Source organism: Pseudomonas sp. DW-iso3 (genome assembly GCF_058725305.1).
This window is the reverse complement of sequence record NZ_JBZXDZ010000001.1, coordinates 1,126,982-1,147,227: the sequence shown is the minus strand read 5'-3', so window position 1 is coordinate 1,147,227 and position 20,246 is coordinate 1,126,982. Positions and strand designations below refer to the sequence as shown.

The following is a 20,246-nucleotide window of genomic DNA, read 5'->3' as shown; positions in this document are numbered from 1 at the left end:
TGGCGACCGATTTTAGAGAGCTGGATCAAATAGTTGTGAGGTTTTTACCGCTCTCTTTGCAGACGGGCGGCATTATACATGTGATGCCCTACTCTAAAGAGGGCAATTTCCCCAGAGACGACGCGCGCGATGACCGGTGAGATCAACCTTCCTACGCTTCCACCTGCTCCGGCAGCCGGGCCCGGCCCTGCGCCTGTGGCCGGCGAACTGTTGAAACTGCTGGAGCCGCAGATCGGCCTGATCGACCCCGGGAAAACCGCGAATGCCGAGGTCATCGCCCTGAAACAAGGCGGTGAAGCCTTTCAGTTGTTGCTCAAGTTGACCCTCGAGGGCGGTCGCCAGACATTGGTACAGGCAAGCAGCCCGCAGCCGCTGCCGCTGGGCAGCAACGTGGCGGTGAGCCAGACGCCCACCGGCAACCTGACCCTCAGCCTGCAACAAGCCTTGAGCGCCAATGTCGCCGCCCTCACCCGCATCGACACGGATCAGATGCCGGTGGGCACACTGTTGCAGGCCAAGGTGCTGACCACCCAGATGCTGCCCCAGGGCACGGCGCAACCGGCGATCTATCGGTCATTGGTCACCGTGCTCAACAGCGCGCTGGCCAGCGCGACCCTGAACGTGGAAAGCCCCCAGCCACTGCGCGTCGGCAGCCTGCTCAGCGCTGTGGTGCAGAATACGCAGACCTTGAGCTTTGTGCCGTTGAGCGGGCTCAAGGATCAGTTGGCCGTCACGCAGCAACTGTCGACCCAGCAAAGTCGCCAGGGCTCGCTGGATGCGGTCTTCACCGCGCTGCAAAACCTGCCGCGCGGCGACACGACCTCCGCCGAGCTGCGCGGCGCCGCCGAGCGTTTGCTTGCCGCCCTGCCCGACCTGGCCCAGGTCAGCAATCCCAAGGTACTGGCGCAAGTCATCCAGAACAGCGGCGCGTTTCTTGAAGCCAAGCTGCTTGCCGGGCAAAACCCACAGATCCCGCCTCTGGATATGAAAGGCGCTTTGCTGCGCCTAGTCGCCGATTTGCTGCCAGCCCTACCCGCCAACACCAATATGAATGCCATCCTCGCCGCCAACACCCTGGCCCAGGTGCTGCCCAACTTCGTGCGCAGTCCACTGAATACGCTCGGCCAGGTCAGCGCGCGCCAGATGCCCGCCGGCTTCCCACTGCCCGAACGGTTGATGGCAAAACTGGAAGGCGAAGGCGACCTGGAAAACCTGCTGCGCCTGGCCGCCGGGGCGATCTCGCGGTTGCAAAGCCATCAGCTGTCGAGCCTGGAACAAACAGGCACCACCGCCGACGGCCGCCTGCAAACCACCTGGCAGTTGGAAATCCCCATGCGCACCCTGCAGGACATCGTGCCGTTGCAGGTCAAGTTCCAACGCGAAGAGCCGGCGCCGGACAAGGATCAGCCCGATCGCAAAGAGAAAAAGGACGCCAAACAGATGCTCTGGCGCGTCGAGTTGGCTTTCGACATGGAGCCGCTGGGGCCTTTGCAGGTCCAGGCGCAATTGAGCCAGGGCAAACTGTCCAGCCAGTTGTGGGCCTCCCGGCCCTTTACCGCCAGCTTGATCGAAAGCCACTTGGGCAACCTGCGCGAACGCCTGGTGACATCGGGCATCAATGTCGGCGACCTCGATTGCCACCTCGGCACCCCGCCGCGCGGGCCTAAAACCGGACTGGAGCAACGCTGGGTGGATGAGACCGCATGAAAAACCCTACGCCACCGCGCCAGGCGATCGCCCTCAAGTACGACGGCCAGCAGGCACCAACCCTGACCGCCAAGGGCGACGATGCCCTGGCCGAGGCCATCCTGAAGCTGGCGCGGGAAAACGAAGTGCCCATCTATGAAAACGCCGAGCTGGTGAAGCTGCTGGCGCGGATGGAACTGGGTGACAGCATTCCAGAGGAGTTGTACCGCACGATTGCCGAGATCATTGCGTTTGCATGGACATTGAAGGGCAAGTTCCCGGTGGGGTATGACCCGGATGCGGGCCCGGTGGAGCGGGATGTGACGGAGCGTGGGGATGACTACTGACTCACAGACAAACACAAAACAAACTGTGGGAGCGGGCTTGCTCGCGAATGTGGTGTGTCAGCCACTCAATGCGCTGGCTGATCCAACGCATTCGCGAGCAAGCCCGCTCCCACTTTTTTGACCTGTGTTCAGTTCAGAACTTCACTTAGAGGAATGAAATTGACCCGGTCACCCATCTCCAGCGTCGTCCCCTCCAACACCTCCACAAACCCCTCCGCCCACGCCGCACTGCGCAGCACGCCGGAGCTCTGGTTGCGGTAGATGATCGCCTTGCCCTGCTCGATACGACCGCGCAGGTATTCGCGGCGATTGCCCGGCTTGGGCCAGGTGAACCCCACTGGCACTGCAAAACGTAATGGCTCGACATCCTGCACACCTTGGCGGCGCAGCAAGTAAGGGCGTGCCAGCAGCGCGAACGTCACCAACGTCGACGCCGGGTTGCCTGGCAGGCCGATCACCGGTACGCCACGGAAGTGGCCGAAGGTCAGCGGCTTGCCGGGTTTGATAGCCAGCTTCCACAACGCCAGCTCACCCTCTTCACGCAGGGCGATCCCAAGAAAGTCCGCTTCGCCCACCGACACACCGCCCGTCGACAGGATCAAGTCGACACTGCCCAAACCGCCCAGACGTGCGCGGGTCTGCTCCAGATCGTCCGGCAAGATGCCGGCGTCGATCACTTCGCAACCCATGCGCGCCAGCCATGAGCACAGCACCCGTCGGTTGCTGTTGTAGATCTGCCCCGGCCCCAGCGGCAAGCCCGGCTCGATCAGTTCATCACCGGTGGACAAAACCGCCACGCGCGGGCGGCGTACCACCGCCAGGCGATCACGACCGAGGGACGCCGCCAGCCCCAGTTCAATCGGGCCCAGGCGCGTGCCGGCCGACAACACTAACTCGCCAACCGTGGTTTCCTGGCCCTGGGGGCGGATGTTCTGGCCGGCGTGCAGAGGTTCGGTGAAGCTCACGCGCTCATCGGCGTGAACCACGGCGTTTTCCTGCATTTCCACGCAGTCGGCCCCTTCCGGCACCGGGGCGCCGGTGAAGATGCGGGCGCAGGTGCCCGCCGCCAGAGGCTGTGGCGCCTGCCCTGCGAAAATCCGCTGGCTGACCACCAACGGCTCCCCCGTCCAGTCCGCCAGGCGCACGGCGTAACCGTCCATGGCGCTGTTTGGCCACGGCGGCAGGTCGAGGGTGGAGATCAGGTCTTGCGCCAGTACACGGCCGTCGCAGTCCGCCAGCAGCAGCGTTTGCTGCTCGCGGATCGGCGCGGCTTCGGCCATGGCCAGCAGCTGTGCCAACGCGTCTTCCACCGGCAGCAGAGCGCCGGTCTTGCCGGGCTTACCCACGGGACTCACAAGGCTCAGCCTGTTTCAGGTGCGGTACGAAATTGCACGGGCGGTGACGGTTGTCCAGTTGCTCGGCGAGGATGCCATCCCAACCGGTGCGCACCGCATTGGTGGAACCCGGCAGGCAGCACACCAGGGTGCCATTGGCCAGGCCGGCCAGGGCACGGGATTGCACGGTGGACGTGCCAATGTCGGCCACGGAAATCTGACGGAACAGTTCACCAAAGCCATCGACCTGTTTGTCCAGCAGGCAGCTCACCGCTTCGGGGGTGCTGTCGCGGCCGGTGAAGCCGGTGCCGCCGGTGATCAGCACGACTTGCACCACGTCTTCGGCGATCCAGTGAGCGACCTGGGCGCGGATCTTGTAGAGGTCGTCCTTGAGCAGCACGCGCTCGGCCAGGTGGTGGCCGGCGGCAGTCAGGCGGTCGACAAAGACCTGGCCGGAGGTATCGGTGTCGAGGGTACGGGTGTCGCTGACGGTCAATACAGCGATATTCAGGGGTACGAAGGGCGCATCTGCCTTGGCTTTCATGGCACGGTCCGGTTGTCGAAGGAACAGCCCGATGTTATATCACAGGCCCCCCTTTTGCTGCCGCTGCGGAACCGTTATGCCTATCGATTCATCCCTCCTGCCCTGCTCGGTGCTGCTGCTGTCCGGCGGGCGCGGCCAACGTATGGGCGGCCAGGACAAAGGCTTGCTGGAATGGCGCGGCCAGCCCTTGATCGCGCACGTGCAACGTTTGGTGCGACCGCTCACGGATGACCTGATCATCTCGTGCAACCGCAACCCGCAACACTATGCCGCCTACGCCGACCAGTTGGTGAATGACGACAGCCCGGACTTCCCCGGCCCGCTCGCCGGTATCCGGGCGGGGCTCGCCGCCGCACGTCATGCGCACCTGCTGATACTGCCGTGCGATGTGCCGCATATCGACGCAGGGCTGATCCAGGCGCTGCGTGAAACCGCGCAACGCAACCCGCGGCTGCCGGTGATGGTGCGCCATGGTGCGTTCTGGGAACCGTTGATCTGCATCGTCCCCACCGGCCTGCGCGACGCCGTAGACAGCGCGTGGCACGCCGGTGAGCGCAGCCCGCGCAAGCTGTTTCTACAACTGGGCGGCGTGGGTCTGGAATGCCCGGCGGATGACCCTCGCCTGGCCAACCTTAATACGCCGGAGCTGTTACAGACGCCATCGGGCGTGTCAGAATGAACCTCGCACAAGGAACTTTGTCGGCGCTGCACGCGTCACAAGGTCAGCTATTAATAAGTATTCTCTCGGAGACAGACTCATGACTCAACGGACCATCGCCGCTCTCATGCTTGCACTGGGCCTCGCCACCCTCGCCGGTTGCGCCTCGCCAACAGTGATCACCTTGAATGACGGTCGCGAAATCCAGGCCGTCGACACCCCGAAATACAATGAAGATTCGGGTTTCTACGAATTCGAACAACTTGACGGCAAGCGCACCCGCATCAACAAAGACCAGGTTCGCACCGTCAAAGACTTGTAAGTCTTAACGTTTGCCATCAAGGCCCGCCTCGCGCGGGCCTTGTCGTTTCCGGGGGTTACCAGTCGAGGGTGATCCGACTGCGGAAACTGCGCTCTTCACCCGTGACCGGGTCAATGAACCGCACACCCTGGGCGAGCAGTTTGAGGGGGTTGGCGTAGTCGTCTACCGCGTCCTTGATCACCTCTGGGTAGAACGGGTCGTTACAGATACTCGCGCCGAGGGCGGTCATGTGCACGCGCAACTGGTGTTTCTTGCCCGTCACCGGGAACAGGCCATAACGCCACAAATCGCCCTTTTTCTCGCGCACCTCCACGGCCGTTTCGGTGTTGGCGACACCCTGACCTTCCTGCATGCGAAAGAACGGCTCGCCATCGACCAGCCGGCTTTTATGCACCCTGGGGAACGTCAGGTCCGGCAGTGCTGGCGCAATGGCTTCGTAGAATTTATCGATCTGGCGCGTGGGAAACAGTTGCTGGTAAGCCGAGCGACTGGCCGGGTTGGCCGAGAACAGGACCAGCCCCGCGGTGTGCCGATCGATACGGTGTAACGGCACCAGCGATGGATTATCCAGGCGGCGAATCAAACGGCGCAGCAGGGTTTGCTCGACGTATTCACCGGCCGGGGTCACGGGCAGGAAGTGCGGTTTGTCGGCGACCACCAGATGCTCGTCGGCATACAGGATGGTTTCCTGCACCGGGATGACTTTCTCGTTTGGCACTTCGCGGAAATAGTAGATGCACAAGCCTTCCTTGTAGGCCAGGTCCAGGGCGATCGGGCTGCCGTTGATATCCAGCACTCGGCCTCGCGCGATGCGATCCAGCCAGTGTTCGCGGCCGATGGCCGGAAAGTGCTCGCACAGGCAATCCAGCACCGTCACCCAAGGGCCGGGGGGCAGATACAACGTGCTGGCTTGGTGTTGGGACGCGGAAAAACCGGAGGTGGACATGAAATGCTCGACGCCTTTGACCAAACAGGCGGGCATTATCCCGCATGCAGCGGGATTGAGCCTAGGGCCGATCTCAGGCCTTGGCCAACTCCGCCCGCAGGATCGGCGAGGCACTGGCGGCCTCGGTGAATTCCTTGAGCCAGCGCAGCACATCCACCGCTTCCCAACGGCCCGGATCGTACAACGCGTACAACAACCCCTGGTACCCCACCACATCCAGCTGCTTGTGGTAGCCGGCGCGCTGGAACAGCGCCTCGATCTCGGCAAAACAGGTATTGAAGTGCACTTTGTTGAACGGCGTCTTGCCTTCCGTGACCAGACCATCGAGGCACAGCTCCTTCACCGCATCGCGCACCACGTCGGCGGACATGCGATTGACGCTGCTTTTCAGTTGTTCGACATTCACCACGGGCGTTCCCTCTATTTCAATCGCTGTACAAACATACAGTAACTTAATATTTGGAAACCTGCCATCGCATAAACCTAACGAAGGAAGGCAACAACCTGTTGTGTGTCGAATGGCCAATCCAGTTCCGCACCGCTGTCCACCCGACGCAGCACCGGAATCCGCAGGCCGTAGACCTCGGTCAGGTCCTCGGGGTCGGTGATATCCACCAGTTCGACCAGCAACCCGTTATCGACGAGCGGCATGATTTCGGCTTCGGCAATCTCACAAAGATGGCAACCCACGGTGCCTAATAGCTGGCATTCAGGAAGCATGACGAATGGACCTGATCAGAAAGTAGGTCAACATTCTATGCCCGGTGGCGGCATGAAGCCCACCACCACAAAAACCCTGACCCAGGTCACCATGGCCTATAACTGATTCACCGACTCTTGCGGCTTTTTGCCTGCCCCCTTGCAACGGAGATGCGTGTGTTTGCCAACCTGCTGATCATTCTGGCCTCATCCCTGGTGGTGATTGCGCTGTTTCGCCGGCTGCAGTTGCCGCCCGTGCTCGGCTACCTGTGCGTCGGCCTGGCCGTGGGGCCCACCGCGCTGGACTGGGTGAATGACAGCGAAGAGCTGCCCGACCTTGCCGAGCTGGGCGTGGTGTTCCTGCTGTTCTCCCTGGGCCTGGAGTTTTCCTTGACCAAGATGCTGGCCCTGCGCCGTGTGGTGTTTGGTCTGGGCAGCCTGCAGGTGTTGGGGTGCGGGGTGCTACTGGGGCTGTTGCTGATGATCCTGGGCGTGGCGCCGGGTATCGCCCTGTTGCTGGGGGCTGGGCTGGCGCTGTCATCCACGGCCATCGTCAGCAAGGAGCTGACCAGCCTCGGGGAAATCTTCAGCAGTCATGGCCAGAACGCCATTGGCGTGTTGCTGTTCCAGGATGTGGTAGCGGTGTTACTGCTGACCTTGGTGCCGGTGTTCGCCGGCACTGGCGAGCAAGCCTGGTATTGGGCGCTGCCACTGACCCTGGGCAAGACCGTGGTGTTGTTTGTCGGCCTGCTGCTCGCCAGTCGCTGGTTATTGCCACGGCTGTTTCATGAAGTGGCGGCCTCCCATTCAGCGGAGTTGTTTGTGCTGCTGGCGCTGGTGATCGTGTTGCTGACCGCCTGGCTCACTCACCTCTTGGGGCTCTCCCCGGCTCTTGGGGCGTTCCTGGCCGGCATGTTGTTGGGCGAAAGCCACTACCGTCACCAGATCGAGGCGGATATCCGGCCCTTTCGCGACATCCTGCTAGGGTTGTTTTTCGTCAGCATCGGCATGCTCATCGACTTGCAATTGTTTGTCAGCCACAGCCTGCTCATCCTCGGCCTGACCCTTACCTTGATGCTGGTCAAAGGCTGCGTGGTCGCCGTGCTGGTCAAGCTGCGCGGCAGCGACAGTGAAACAGCCTGGCGCAGCGGCCTGGCCCTGGCCCAGGGTGGCGAGTTCTGCTTTGCATTGATGGCACAGATGCAGCAGAGCCGGTTGATCCCTGACGAATTCAACGGTTTGTTGCTCGCGGCGACCTTCTGCTCGATGTTGCTCACGCCGCTGCTGTTGCGCGCCGCACCTGGCATCGCCCTGCGCCTGCACCGCAAACCCAACCAGCAAGTGCAACTGGAAGAAATCACTGCGCTGAACGCCGAGCTGCGCGGGCACGCAGTGATCTGCGGCTATGGCCGCGTCGGCCAATCGATCGGGCGTTTTCTGCGCAAGGAACAACAGGCATATATCGCCCTGGATGACGACCCGGAGCGCGTACAGGAAGCAGCCACCGAAGACAGCAGCGTGCATTACGGCGACTGTCGGCGCGGCGCCCTGCTCAGCGCGGTCGGCGTGGAACGTGCGCGGCTGGTGGTGATTGCCGTGGACAACAGCGATGTCGCCCTGGCGGTGTTGAAAGAGGCGCGCCGGATCAACGCCGAAGTGCCGATCCTGGTGCGCACTCGCGATGACAGCCAGCTCGCGGAACTGAAAGCCGCGGGCGCCAGCGAAGTGGTGCCCGAGCTGTTGGAGTCGAGCCTGATGCTCGCCTCCCACGCCCTGATCCTGCTGGGCCTGCCGGACCAACAGGTCCAGGCGCGAGTCGATGAGGTGCGGCAGAACCGCTATCGCCTGCTGCACGGCTTTTACTCACACCCGGACGCCGCTGACGAGGCGCCGATCAATCCTGACTGACCGCGCCGATCTTGTGGATCGACAGGTCCGCACCGTAGTACTCCTCTTCCTGGCTCAGGCGCAGCCCATGCACGCGCTTGATCACGCCGTATACCAGCAGGCCGCCCACCAACGCCACCAGCACGCCAAGGGCCGTGCCGATCAACTGGCTGATCAGGCTGACGCCGCCCAATCCACCCAGGGCTGTCTGGCCGAAAATGCCGCAGGCAATGCCGCCCCACACGCCGCACAGGCCGTGCAAGGGCCACACACCCAGCACGTCGTCGATCTTCCAGCGATCCTGGGCCGCGATGAAGAACCACACAAACAAGCCGCCAGCGACTGCACCCGTGACCAGCGCGCCCACCGGATGCATCAGGTCGGAACCGGCGCAGATCGCCACCAACCCGGCCAGTGGGCCGTTATGCAGGAAGCCTGGGTCGTTGCGGCCGATGATCAGGGCCGCAACCGTGCCACCCACCATGGCCATCAGCGAGTTGACCGCCACCAGGCCGCTGACGCTGTTCAGGGTCTGCGCGCTCATCACGTTGAAGCCAAACCAGCCGACGATCAGAATCCAAGAACCCAACGCCAGGAACGGAATGCTCGACGGCGCGAACGCCACCAAGCGCCCCTCGCGGTAACGTCCGTTGCGCGGACCAAGCAGCAACACCGCCGCCAGCGCCAGCCACCCGCCCATGGCATGCACCACCACGGAGCCAGCAAAGTCATGGAAGCTGGCACCGAAGGTCGCGAGCAGCCAGGCCTGCAGACCGAAATTGCCGTTCCACACCAGGCCTTCGAAAAACGGATAGATAAATGCCACGATCAACGCCGTAGCGCAGAGTTGTGGAGCAAACCGTGCACGCTCGGCAATGCCCCCGGAAATGATGGCTGGGATCGCCGCCGCAAAGGTCAGCAGGAAGAAAAACTTCACCAGACCATAGCCATGGTCGGCACTGATCACCGCCGCCGGTTGCATGAAGCTCACACCGTAGGAGATCCAATAGCCTATAAAGAAATAGGCCAACGTAGAGATAGCGAAGTCGCTGAGGATCTTCGACAGCGCGTTGACCTGGTTCTTCTGGCGTACCGTACCGACTTCAAGGAACGCGAAGCCCGCGTGCATCGCCAGGACCATGACCGCGCCGATCAGAATAAACAGGGTATTGGAACTGTGGACGAGCGTGTCCACTGCACTGTGCAAATTTTCCATGGAGGTTGGCAGGCCTGCAATAAAGGCAAAAAGCACCAAAGCGGTTCAATCCGGGGTTGCGCGCACTAAATTGGCACCGCCGGCCCCACCCCTCTTAAGAGGGCGTGAACCGCTTTAGCGCAGCGATCAACACAACAAGCCGATACCGATAGGATTTTTCCGCGAATTTCAGTTATTTAGGGTAAGGTTTTTCAAGGCTTCCTGCCCGACCGCCCAGATTCAGCGCAAGCCTCAGGGCCTGCGCACCAAGGCAAAGCAAAAGCTGTACCACACAATTGCACTGAACCTTCACCGAAGCCGGTGACTCGAAAACGTACAGATCAGCCAATCACGGAGATACCCATGGCCAGAAGAACTGCAAAGACTGCTCAAGAAATACTGATGGCGGATTTTCAAACCCTGGTCAGCGACACTGAAAAGTTGCTGGATGACACCAAGGTGCTGGCGGGTGACCAGGCTGACGAGCTGCGCAGCAAGATCCACGAAAGCCTGCTCAAGGCCCGCGAAACCCTGCAATTGACCGAGGACTCCCTGCGCGAACGCGGGCAGGCGGCGGTCACTGCGACCGAAGATTACGTGCAAGCCAACCCTTGGCAGTCGGTGGGCATTGCTGCCGGCGTGGGCTTTCTGATCGGCCTGCTGGCCACAAGGCGCTAATCATGTCTATCGGCGAAACGGGCTCGTCCACGGGCACCACCTCAAGACGTCTGGGCGCGGCCGTACTGGGCTTGCTGCACAGCCACGTCGAATTGTTTGGCATCGAATTGCAGGAACAGAAAGCCCGCACCGTCAGCCTGCTGCTGTTTGCCGGCCTGGCGCTGGTGTTTGCGCTGCTGTTGCTGGTGGGCCTGTCCACGCTGGTGATGATCCTCGTCTGGGACACCGGTTATCGCCTGACCGGGATCATCAGCCTGTGCGTGTTCTACACCCTGGCCGCAGCGTTTTGCGGGGTGCGCTTGAAAGCGGCGGTGTTTGATGAGTCCACGCCGTTCCACGCCACCCTCGAAGAGCTGGCCAATGACCGGGAGCGCCTGCTGCCATGAGCATCACTGAAATCCCGAAAACCACCTCCCGCCGGGAAATGCGCAAGGCGTTGATTCGTCTGCGCATGGAAATGCACCGTCAGGAGATTCGCCACGAGTCCCAGCAGTTGATGCTGCCTTTGAACAAGGTGCGCAACCTGGGCCATAACTGGCAAGACAGCCTCGGCCTCAAGCACGCGCCGCTGTGGGGCGTGGCCGCGGTGACGCTGATGGGCTTCTTTACCGGCAAAGGCGCCAAGGGCGGTGGTATCGGCAGCCTGACGCGCCTGGTGCGCCTCGGTGCCGGCTTGATCCCGCTGATCAAACTGGCCATGCAGGGCTCTTCGCGTAAAAGTTGAGCCTGGCTGGCTGCATTCTTGCTAACAGAAACGGCCCGGCCCTCATTTCGAGGGTCGGGCCTTTTTTCGCCAACCATTCTAAGGAGGCGCCGTGATCGACGGGCAACCGCTCGCCTGCTTCCAGCCGTTTATCGACACTGCCACGGGCCGCATCGCCGGCGTCGAGGCCCTGGGCCGTCTGCGTCAGGCTGACGGTCGCCTGCAGTCCGTAGGCCCGCTGTTCGCTGACCCGCGCACACCGGGCGCAACCTTGCGCCGACTCGACCGACAGATTCGCGACAATGCGCTGAGCCGCTTGCATGAAGCCCCCAAAGACTGGTTCCTGAGCCTGAACATCTCGCCACGCTGGATCAATCGCCTGCGACCGGGCCAGGCCCTGCCGAGCCTCAAACAGATCCAGCACCATGGCGTCGATCCGCAGCGCATCGTGTTCGAGATCACCGAGCTGGGTGGCGACATCCGTCGCCTGGCTGACGTGGTGGCGCGCTATCGCGAAGCCGGTGCGCGCATCGCCATCGACGACTTTGGCGCCGGCTATTCCCAGCTCGACCGGGTGCTGGCGTTGCAGCCGGATATCCTCAAGCTGGACATGCGCCTGTTCCAGGAAGCTGCCCGTGGTGGGCCAAGCAGTGAAGTGGTGCGTGCCCTGGCGCAAATGGCCGAGAAGACCGGTTGCTGGATCATTGCCGAAGGTGTGGAAACCGAGGCGCAGTTGCGCTTTGCCCTGGAGTGCGGCTCGCGCTATGTACAGGGTTATCTGTTTGCCCAGGCCCGGTTGGACTGGTTCGCCGCCGACGCCTTCGTCCCGCGCTTCGCCCAATTGCGCGCGGCCTACGTCCAGCAGAAGCTGGCGGAGCGCGGGCGGATCATGCAGCTGCGCCATCAACTGGTCGAACTGATGAAGATCCTGCAAACCTGGGCCCAGGCCCAGGCACCGTTGAGCAAACTGCCGCAACTGCCGGCGTTTCCCTGGCTGCTGCGCTTCTACCAGTGTGACCGGCATGGCACCCAGCTGACACCCAACTTCGAGTGGCGCCAGGATGCCTGGCAGTCCGATAGCCGCTACCTGGGCCACAACTGGTCATGGCGCCCCTACTTCTATCACTTGCTGGCCGAAGGCTGGGAAGAACGTCGCCTGACCCTGTCCTCGACCTACCGCGACGCCACCACCAACCAGTATTGCCTCACGGCCGGACAATTCTTCGAAAACGGTCAGCGTTTGCTGTTAATCGATATCGACGCGGCCGGGCTGTAGATTTTCGCTTGCCCAGGGCACGCTGAACCGGGAAGCTGGGAGGGTCATTCACCGCACGGAGAGTACCCGCCTTGGATTGGCCCACCCTGTTGACTCGCGAACGTCTTGGCAAACCGCTGCACAGCCCGGAAGAACTGGGGCGTAGCCCGTTTCACAAAGACCATGACCGTATTATCTTCTCCGGCGCCTTTCGTCGCCTGGGGCGCAAGACCCAAGTGCACCCTGTCTCCAGCAACGACCATATCCACACGCGCCTGACCCACTCCCTGGAAGTGAGCTGCGTGGGTCGCTCCCTCGGCATGCGCGTAGGTGAAACCCTGCGCAACGCCCTGCCCGACTGGTGTGACCCCAGCGATCTGGGCATGGTGGTGCAATCGGCCTGCCTGGCCCATGACATCGGCAACCCACCGTTCGGGCACTCTGGCGAAGACGCCATCCGCCACTGGTTTCAACAAGCCGCAGGACGCGGCTGGCTGGACGACATGAGTAGCGCCGAGCGTAACGACTTCCTCAACTTCGAAGGCAACGCCCAAGGTTTCCGCGTATTGACCCAGCTGGAATACCACCAGTTCGACGGCGGCACCCGGCTGACCTATGCGACCCTGGGCACCTACCTGAAATACCCATGGACCGCCCGCCACGCGGACTCCCTGGGTTACAAGAAGCACAAGTTCGGCTGCTACCAGAGCGAACTGCCGATCCTCGAGCAGATCGCCCACAAGCTCGGCCTGCCGCAACTCGAAGAACAACGCTGGGCCCGACACCCGCTGGTGTACTTGATGGAGGCGGCGGATGATATCTGCTACGCCTTGATCGACCTGGAAGACGGCCTGGAAATGGAGTTGCTGGAATACGCCGAAGTCGAGTCGCTGCTACTGAACCTGGTGGGCGACGATCTGCCCCAAACCTATCGCCAACTGGGCGCCCATGACTCGCGCCGACGCAAATTGGCAATCCTGCGCGGCAAGGCCATCGAACATCTGACCAACGCAGCCGCACAGGCCTTCGTCGAACAGCAGGACGCCCTGCTCGCCGGCACCCTGCCCGGCGACTTGGTAGAACATATGCACGGCCCGGCCAAGCGCTGTGTGCTGGATGCCAAGGACATGGCGCGCAAGAAGATCTTCCAGGACAAGCGCAAGACGCTGCACGAGATCGGCGCCTACACCACCCTGGAAATTCTCCTGAATGCGTTCTGCGGTGCGGCCCTGGAGCAGCACGGCGGACGCACGCCGTCGTTCAAGAACCGACGCATCCTCGATCTGCTGGGCAACAACGCGCCAGACCCGGCGTGGCCGCTGCACACCTCGTTCCTGCGAATGATCGACTTTATCGCCGGCATGACCGACAGCTACGCCACCGAGATGGCCCGTGAGATGACCGGGCGCTCTAGCCCTCAATAGCGTTTGATCAACCGCCTGCTCCCTGAAAGGAAGCTACCTACGAAGGGAACAGAGCGGCCTGATCGAATTCGTACAAGCATACGATGAACAATCGCGCACGCTTTTACGTCGTGCCCAATCGCCATCTGACTCACCGTGTGCCCATCCTATGCTCAAGTCCAACCTTCGACTCCTGGTGGTGGAGGATCACCCCTTTCAGCGCCTTGCCACCCAGTGCCTGCTCAAGAGCTTTGGCTTCGACCAATTGACGCTGGCTGAAAACGCTGAACAAGCGATCCAACTGATGACGCAGGGCGAAGCCCCCTTCGATCTCATGCTGTGCGATCAATGCCTGCCCGACCTGCCTGGACTGGAGTTGATAGAAATAGCCAGCCGCCAATGTTTTATAGCAGGTGCCATTTTACTCAGTGGTTTACCCGTGATCGAATTGGAGTATCTGAGCAAGCAAGCCTTTCGGCGGAATCTGCCACTGCTGGGTTACTTATCAAAACCGCTGAACCAGGACGAACTCATGGCTTTCATCAATGTAGGAAATTAAACATCCTGCCTTAAGAGAACTTACCGAGATTGGCTAGATAACATCAGGCATGCGGTTTACCCCTCAAATAACCTGAGGCGCCGACATGAACGCCCACAAAGCCTTCGCAATGCGTGAGCCTAAGCCGTTTTTGTTGTAGGACTTTTCCTGTTTTGCACCTTCCCCCCCGCTGCTTCATCCTCCCGCCTCAACTTCTGAGCTAATGTGCCCGCTTTATTTGCACTTGCGTGGAATATGATTATGAACACAGTTTTCATCATCGATGATCACCCTGTAATCAGGCTGGCCATTCGAATGCTGCTGGAACACGAAGGCTATAAAGTCGTCGGCGAAACCGATAATGGCTGTGATGCGATACAAATGGTTCGCGAGTGCCTTCCGGACTTGATCATTCTGGACATCGGAATCCCAAAACTGGATGGGCTCGAAGTGCTATGCCGCTTCAACTCCATGAATACCTCCATGAAGACCCTTATCCTCACGGCGCAAACCCCCACCCTGTTTGCTACTCGCTGCATGCGCTCAGGTGCCGATGGTTATGTGTGCAAGGAAGGTGATCTGAGTGAATTGCTGAGTGCGATCCGCGCCGTATTATCCGGTTATAACTACTTTCCCAGCCAGGCCTTGAATACGAGCGGACCGGAAGCAAACTACGAAGAGTTGGAGCTGTTCAAAACAGTGAATGATCGAGAGTTAATGGTATTGCAACTTTTTGCACAAGGCCGTACCAACAAGGAAATTGCCAAAGGAATGTTTTTAAGTAACAAAACCGTCAGCACGTATAAAAAGAGGCTTATGCAAAAACTGAAAGCAAAGTCCTTGGTAGAACTTATCGAGCTGGCAAAACGAAACGCGCTGGTGTGAGAAAGCGGATGCCGAAGTGTATAAAGGACTATCTCATTATTTTGAGCGCAGGCGTGTGCCTGAGCACCACTGTGCTCGCCGCTGCAACACAACCGGAGCACTATAATTTACTGAGCCGCGCAGGGAACGTCCAACTGGACACGCCAATGGACGCCACTCAACGCCGGTGGCTGCAGAACAAACGTGAGCTGATCCTGGGTACGGCAGCCCCCGACTACCCGCCGTTCGATATCACGTCGAGCGGGTACGACTATGAAGGCATCACCGCCGATTACGCCGGGGTGTTGGCCAAGGCACTGGCGTTACCCGTCAGGGTGCAGCGCTACCCGACCCGGGAGGCGTCCATCCAGGCACTGGAGTCAGGTGAAATCGACCTGCTGGGTTCTTCCAACGGTTTTGAAGCCACCCATCCATTGCTCACCCTTTCGGCACCGTATGCCGTGGACCAGCCTGTTCTGGTAACACGCGAAGGAGAAACCCGCAGCCTCAGCGATGGCCTGGCCGGTCTTCGCTTGAGCCTGGTCTACCACTACCTGCCCCTGGAGGAGGTACAAAAGCTGTATCCAAAGGCCATTATTCGTGCCTATCCCTCCTATCAGAATGCGTTGAATGCCGTCGCATTCGACCAGGCCGATGTGTTTCTTGGCGATACCATTTCCACCCATTACATGATCAACAAGGGTTACCTGAAAAATATCCATATGGCCAACTTCGGCAAGCACGAAGCCTACGGATTTAGTTTTGCCCTGCGCCAGGACCAGCCCATCCTTTTGAACATCGTAAACGCCGTGCTGGCAGCACTGCCCACCCATGAACGGGAAAACATCGCCAAACGCTGGAGTGCCGGCAGCGACATTCTGCTGACCGATCAGAAGCTGCAACTGACCCAACGCGAAGAGCGTTGGCTCAAGGCACACCCCGTGGTCACGGTCATCGCCAACGAAACCTTTGCGCCGCTGACGTTCTTTGATGCCGACGGCAATTTCCGCGGCATTACAGCCGACCTCCTGGAACTGATACGCCTGCGTACCGGGCTACGCTTCGAGATTCAACGCGGGCGTGACATCAACGCGATGATCGAACAAATCGACACCGGCAAAGTCGATATCATCGGCGCCATTGTGCCCAGCAGTGAGCGAGAGACGCAGTTGAACTTCAGCCGTCCCTACCTGGAAAACTCCTACGTACTGCTGACGCGCAAAGAGCCTGACGCCCCGTTGAACCTGGAACAAATGGCCGGCAAACGTCTGGCGATCACCCAGGGTAACCCGCTCGAAGTCACTCTTCGCAAGGACTTCCCACATATCCAACTGGTGGAAACCAGTGACACCTTCAAGGCTGCGGAATTACTCGCGCAAGGCCACGTTGAGGGTGCGGTGAACTCACTGGTGGTCGCCAACTACTTGCTGTCTTCACACGTCTTCCAGGACAGATTACAGATCGGCACCAGCATCGGCACCCTGCCAGCCCTTTTCGCGCTGGCCACCTCACGCGACGCCACGGAATTGAGCTCGATCCTGGACAAGGCGCTGCTCAGTATCGCTCCGGATGAGCTCGGTGTGATCAACAGCCGCTGGCGAGGCTACACCGCCGCCTCCGACAGCTACTGGCGCGACTACAACGACTTGATTGCCCAGATCATCATCGGCACCGGGCTGCTGCTATTGATCTCGCTGGCCTGGAACGCCTACATGCGCCGCCAGATACAACATCGCAGGATGGCCGAGCGCGCCCTCAACGATCAGTTCGAATTCATGCGCGCGCTGGTCAATGAAACGCCTCATCCGATTTACGTACGCGACCGCAACGGCCTGTTGCAGACCTGTAACGACAGCTACCTGCAGGTATTCGACGTCAAGCGTGAGGACGTCATCGGAAAAAGTGCCCTTCAGATCAGTACGGCACTGGAAACAGAAGCGTCGCAATACCACGCTGACTATCAGCGTGTGGTCGCGCAAGGCAACCCGCTGATCGTGGATCGCCCCCTGCATATTCGCGGAAAAAAACTGACGATCTATCACTGGATCCTCCCCTATCGCGACTCGACCGGCGAAGTCCAGGGCATCATCGGAGGCTGGATCGACATCAGCGAACGGCGCCAACTGTTCGATGAGCTGCGCGCGGCCAAGGAGCGTGCCGATGAGGCCAACCGCGCCAAAAGTACCTTCCTTGCGACCATGAGCCACGAAATACGCACACCGATGAACGCCGTCATCGGCATGCTGGAACTGACCCTCAAGCGAGCAGATCAGGGCCATCTGGATCGCCCGGCCATCGAGGTTGCCTACCACTCGGCCAAGGACCTGCTGGAGCTGATCGGCGATATCCTCGACATCGCGCGCATCGAGTCAGGCCGACTGAGCCTGTCCCCCGAGCGGGTAAACCTGAAGGACGTGATTGAGTCGGTGGTCCGCGTGTTCGACGGCCTGGCGCGCCAGAAGACGCTCAGTTTGCTGCTGGAGTTCAAACCTGGGCTTGACGACACCGACGTCCTGATCGACCCGCTGCGCTTCAAACAAGTGCTGTCGAACCTGGTGAGCAATGCCATCAAATTCACCGAGCGCGGTGAGGTGAAGGTCAAGGTGGAGGTGCACGCTACCGACCTGCCGCAGCAAGTCGAAATGAAGCTGGTGGTCGAGGACACGGGTATAGGCATCAGCCGAGAAGACCAATTGCGCTTGTTCGAACCCTTCTCCCAGGCCGACAACTCGGGGCACCTGGCCCGCAGCGGGGCGGGCCTGGGGTTGGTGATCTGCCGCAGCCTGTGCGCAATGATGGGCGGGCAATTGAGCCTGAGCAGCGTTCCCATGGTGGGCACGCAGGTGTACGTAAGCCTTAAGATGCACAGCCTGCAGCCCGTGCATGCGGTGGAAGAACCCAAGCCGGCAACCCCCACGCCTGCGCCGGTGCTCAATGTGCTGGTGGTAGATGATCACCCCGCGAACCGCTTGCTGATGTGCCAGCAACTGGGTTACCTCGGCCACCAGTTCACGGCTGCCCAGCATGGCGCGGCCGGCTTCCAGGCTTGGCGCCAGGAACACTTCGACCTGGTCATCGCCGACTGCAACATGCCCATCATGAACGGTTATGAGTTAAGCCGGTCCATCCGTGAATACGAACAACGCGAGCAGTTGCCCCCTTGCGTCATACTGGGTTTCACGGCCAATGCCCAACCGGAAGAGAAGCGGCGCTGCGCTGAAGCGGGAATGAACGACTGCCTGTTCAAACCCATCAGCCTCACGATACTGGAGCGACAGCTGGCGCAGATCGGTCCACACCCCACCAGTACACTGCTGGATCTGAGCAGCTTGGACGCGTTGACGGGAGGCGACCCGCAACTGAGCCGGCGCCTGCTGGAGGAGTTGTTGAGCAGCAGCGCGCATGACCGCCAGGAAATAATTGCGCTAGTGGCTCGACAGGCGCCACTCCAAGACATCATCGAACAGGCGCACAAGATCAAGGGCGCCGCGCGCATTGTGCAAGCCAGCGTACTGGCCGCTCAGTGCGAAGCGCTGGAACAGGGGTGTGCCCGAGGTGATGAACTGCCACTGATCGAAACCGGCATCAAGACTCTGGAAAAATGCATGCTTGAACTGGAAAGGCAGCTGCGAATGCAACTGGACAGTTTAACGACAGAGCAATAGGCGGGAGCGAGCCTCCCGGCTCGCCCCCGATGGAACCGTCAGCAGTCGGTCAATTTCAGGAAAATCGCCGCCAGTTGTTCAATACCCGCCTGGTCCTCAAGGGTAAAACGCGACAGCGATGGGCTGTCGAGGTCAAGGACGCCAATCAGCTTGCCGTCCTTGACCAGAGGCACCACCAGTTCGCTGTTCGAGGCGCTGTCACAGGCAATATGCCCGGGAAACTCGTGCACGTCCTCCACCCGCTGGGTTTGGCGCGTTGCCGCTGCCGCGCCGCACACGCCACGGCCGAATGGAATGCGCACACAGGCGATCTGGCCCTGGAACGGGCCCAGCACCAGTTCTTCGTTACGGTTGAGGTAGAAACCGGCCCAGTTCAAGTCGTCCAGCTGGTTGAACAGGAACGCAGAGAACTGCGCGCTATTGGCGATGAAATCCCGCTCATCGGCCAGCAGCGACTCCAACTGCGCGCACAGCATGGCATAGCCATTCAGGCCGGTACCGGCGCTTTGTAGGTCGATCATGGTTGACGCTCCAGCAATTTGAGGCCCACCCAGTAACGGGCGAACTGGTAAGCGCAGCGGCCGTTGCGGTTGCCACGGCCGGTTGCCCAGCGTACGGCGAGGATGTCGAGGGCTTCATCGCGCTGCCACTGCAAACCGGCCTTGCTCGCCAGCTCGCCGATCCAGTGCTCCACCACATCCAGGAAATGCTCCTGGGTAAACGGATAGAACGACAGCCACAAACCAAACCGATCGGACAAGGCAATCTTGTCCTCTACCGCTTCGCTTGGGTGCAACTCACCATCCACGCGTTTCCAGTTGTCATTGTCGCTCTGGTTTTCCGGCACCAGGTGGCGGCGGTTGGAGGTGGCATACAGCAGTACGTTTTCCGGGGCCTGTTCGAGTGAGCCGTCCAGTACGCTTTTCAGTACGCGGTAATCGCCTTCACCGGCCTCGAATGACAGGTCATCGCAGAACAGGATAAACCGCTGCGGCAGCTTGACCAGTTGCTCGACCACACGCGGCAGGTCGGCCAAATGGTCGCGCTCGATTTCGATCAGGCGCAAACCGGCCTTGGCATGCTGGGCGAGCAAGGCACGCACCATGGACGATTTGCCAGTGCCACGCGAACCCCACAGCAAGGCGTGGTTGGCGGGCAGGCCGTCGATGAATTGCTGAGTGTTGCGTGCCAGTGTTTCACGTTGCTTGTCCACACCGATCAGGTCGGACAGGCGCATCTCCAGGCTCACGTCCAGCGGCAACAAGAAACCACTGCGGCCCTCACGCTGCCAGCGGGCAGCCAGGCATTGGTTCCAATCAATGGCTTGACGCGGCGCGGGCAACAAGGGTTCCAGGCGGGCTAGCACTGCGTCGGCCCGTTCAAGAAAGGCATCCAATCGAGAATCCACGATTATTCCTCTGGCAAGTTCTTGCAAAAGATGGCGTATTGGCAACCCTGCGGCAGACCGCACGAGGCTGCGTAAAAAAACGATTCATGCCGGGTAAGCCAGAGCCTGTGGATG

At 60.7% G+C, this 20,246-nt stretch carries 21 protein-coding genes; 13 read left to right on the top strand and 8 right to left on the bottom strand.

The genetic code is table 11. The features are described 5' to 3' along the window. The first annotated feature begins 129 nt into the window (after positions 1 to 129). A complete protein-coding gene (fliK, locus tag AC4PS7_RS05345) occupies positions 130 to 1,707 on the top strand; it encodes a flagellar hook-length control protein FliK (RefSeq protein ID WP_492179175.1) in 1,578 nt (525 codons plus the stop codon). Then, complete coding sequence (locus AC4PS7_RS05340; protein WP_010211799.1) at positions 1,704 to 2,033, top strand: EscU/YscU/HrcU family type III secretion system export apparatus switch protein; 330 nt, start codon at positions 1,704 to 1,706, stop codon at positions 2,031 to 2,033. Before fliK ends, AC4PS7_RS05340 begins: the two co-directional genes overlap by 4 nt. Positions 2,034 to 2,161: 128 nt before the next feature. Here the strand turns inward: AC4PS7_RS05340 and AC4PS7_RS05335 are convergent, their stop codons facing one another. Both AC4PS7_RS05335 and moaB read right to left on the bottom strand, forming a co-directional pair. Further along, the gene (locus AC4PS7_RS05335; protein WP_021492227.1) at positions 2,162 to 3,388 is read right to left on the bottom strand and encodes a molybdopterin molybdotransferase MoeA; all 1,227 of its coding nucleotides are present in this window, start codon (positions 3,386 to 3,388) and stop codon (positions 2,162 to 2,164) included. Beyond that, a complete protein-coding gene (gene moaB, locus AC4PS7_RS05330; protein WP_010211803.1) occupies positions 3,372 to 3,911 on the bottom strand; it encodes a molybdenum cofactor biosynthesis protein B in 540 nt (179 codons plus the stop codon). The genes AC4PS7_RS05335 and moaB overlap by 17 nt, the downstream gene beginning before the upstream one ends. Positions 3,912 to 3,987: 76 nt before the next feature. On the opposite strand from moaB, the gene mobA reads away from it, so the two are divergent. Both mobA and AC4PS7_RS05320 read left to right on the top strand, forming a co-directional pair. Then, entirely contained in the window at positions 3,988 to 4,590 is a 603-nt protein-coding gene (mobA, locus tag AC4PS7_RS05325) for a molybdenum cofactor guanylyltransferase MobA (RefSeq protein ID WP_021492229.1), read from the top strand. A gap of 79 nt (positions 4,591 to 4,669) precedes the next feature. Continuing rightward, positions 4,670 to 4,891: a YgdI/YgdR family lipoprotein gene (locus AC4PS7_RS05320; RefSeq protein WP_010211805.1), complete on the top strand. Its 222-nt coding sequence runs from the start codon at positions 4,670 to 4,672 to the stop codon at positions 4,889 to 4,891. A 55-nt stretch (positions 4,892 to 4,946) separates the two neighbouring features. Here AC4PS7_RS05320 and AC4PS7_RS05315 read toward each other — a convergent pair whose 3' ends face one another. The 3 genes from AC4PS7_RS05315 to AC4PS7_RS05305 all read right to left on the bottom strand — a co-directional run bounded on the left by AC4PS7_RS05315 (position 4,947) and on the right by AC4PS7_RS05305 (position 6,557). Beyond that, a complete protein-coding gene (locus AC4PS7_RS05315) occupies positions 4,947 to 5,837 on the bottom strand; it encodes a pseudouridine synthase (protein ID WP_010211806.1) in 891 nt (296 codons plus the stop codon). A 73-nt stretch (positions 5,838 to 5,910) separates the two neighbouring features. Continuing rightward, positions 5,911 to 6,246 (bottom strand): hypothetical protein, encoded by a 336-nt coding sequence (locus tag AC4PS7_RS05310; protein ID WP_021492231.1) that lies wholly within the window; start codon positions 6,244 to 6,246, stop codon positions 5,911 to 5,913. 74 nt (positions 6,247 to 6,320) lie between these two features. After that, positions 6,321 to 6,557, bottom strand: coding sequence for a glutaredoxin family protein (locus tag AC4PS7_RS05305; protein WP_010211808.1), 237 nt, complete (start codon positions 6,555 to 6,557; stop codon positions 6,321 to 6,323). 150 nt (positions 6,558 to 6,707) lie between these two features. Here AC4PS7_RS05305 and AC4PS7_RS05300 point away from each other — a divergent pair, with 150 nt between their 5' ends. Beyond that, on the top strand, positions 6,708 to 8,444 hold the full coding sequence (locus tag AC4PS7_RS05300; RefSeq protein ID WP_021492232.1) for a cation:proton antiporter: 1,737 nt from the start codon (positions 6,708 to 6,710) through the stop codon (positions 8,442 to 8,444). Here the strand turns inward: AC4PS7_RS05300 and AC4PS7_RS05295 are convergent. Then, positions 8,431 to 9,639: an ammonium transporter gene (locus AC4PS7_RS05295; RefSeq protein ID WP_010211811.1), complete on the bottom strand. Its 1,209-nt coding sequence runs from the start codon at positions 9,637 to 9,639 to the stop codon at positions 8,431 to 8,433. The two genes, AC4PS7_RS05300 and AC4PS7_RS05295, sit on opposite strands and share 14 nt — an antisense overlap. Positions 9,640 to 9,981: 342 nt before the next feature. On the opposite strand from AC4PS7_RS05295, the gene AC4PS7_RS05290 reads away from it, so the two are divergent. From AC4PS7_RS05290 to AC4PS7_RS05255, 8 genes are all read left to right on the top strand, one after another. Further along, positions 9,982 to 10,296: an ElaB/YgaM/YqjD family protein gene (locus AC4PS7_RS05290; protein WP_010211812.1), complete on the top strand. Its 315-nt coding sequence runs from the start codon at positions 9,982 to 9,984 to the stop codon at positions 10,294 to 10,296. Between the two features lie 2 nt (positions 10,297 to 10,298). Continuing rightward, a complete protein-coding gene (locus tag AC4PS7_RS05285) occupies positions 10,299 to 10,682 on the top strand; it encodes a phage holin family protein (protein ID WP_021492234.1) in 384 nt (127 codons plus the stop codon). Then, positions 10,679 to 11,020: a hypothetical protein gene (locus tag AC4PS7_RS05280; RefSeq protein WP_042570789.1), complete on the top strand. Its 342-nt coding sequence runs from the start codon at positions 10,679 to 10,681 to the stop codon at positions 11,018 to 11,020. The genes AC4PS7_RS05285 and AC4PS7_RS05280 overlap by 4 nt, the downstream gene beginning before the upstream one ends. Positions 11,021 to 11,111: 91 nt before the next feature. After that, entirely contained in the window at positions 11,112 to 12,275 is a 1,164-nt protein-coding gene (locus tag AC4PS7_RS05275; protein ID WP_042570788.1) for an EAL domain-containing protein, read from the top strand. 71 nt (positions 12,276 to 12,346) lie between these two features. Beyond that, positions 12,347 to 13,678 (top strand): deoxyguanosinetriphosphate triphosphohydrolase, encoded by a 1,332-nt coding sequence (locus AC4PS7_RS05270; RefSeq protein ID WP_010211819.1) that lies wholly within the window; start codon positions 12,347 to 12,349, stop codon positions 13,676 to 13,678. 148 nt (positions 13,679 to 13,826) lie between these two features. Further along, positions 13,827 to 14,216, top strand: a complete 390-nt coding sequence (locus AC4PS7_RS05265) for a response regulator (RefSeq protein WP_021492236.1) — start codon at positions 13,827 to 13,829, stop codon at positions 14,214 to 14,216. Between the two features lie 240 nt (positions 14,217 to 14,456). Continuing rightward, a complete protein-coding gene (locus AC4PS7_RS05260) occupies positions 14,457 to 15,080 on the top strand; it encodes a response regulator transcription factor (protein WP_010211823.1) in 624 nt (207 codons plus the stop codon). A gap of 8 nt (positions 15,081 to 15,088) precedes the next feature. Beyond that, positions 15,089 to 18,724, top strand: a complete 3,636-nt coding sequence (locus tag AC4PS7_RS05255) for a transporter substrate-binding domain-containing protein (RefSeq protein WP_029529198.1) — start codon at positions 15,089 to 15,091, stop codon at positions 18,722 to 18,724. A gap of 38 nt (positions 18,725 to 18,762) precedes the next feature. On the opposite strand, the gene AC4PS7_RS05250 is transcribed toward AC4PS7_RS05255, so the two are convergent. Together AC4PS7_RS05250 and AC4PS7_RS05245 are read right to left on the bottom strand one after the other, a co-directional pair. Next, positions 18,763 to 19,245 (bottom strand): GAF domain-containing protein, encoded by a 483-nt coding sequence (locus AC4PS7_RS05250; protein WP_010211827.1) that lies wholly within the window; start codon positions 19,243 to 19,245, stop codon positions 18,763 to 18,765. Continuing rightward, complete coding sequence (locus tag AC4PS7_RS05245) at positions 19,242 to 20,132, bottom strand: ATP-binding protein (RefSeq protein ID WP_010211829.1); 891 nt, start codon at positions 20,130 to 20,132, stop codon at positions 19,242 to 19,244. The genes AC4PS7_RS05250 and AC4PS7_RS05245 overlap by 4 nt, the downstream gene beginning before the upstream one ends. Positions 20,133 to 20,246: the final 114 nt, after the last annotated feature.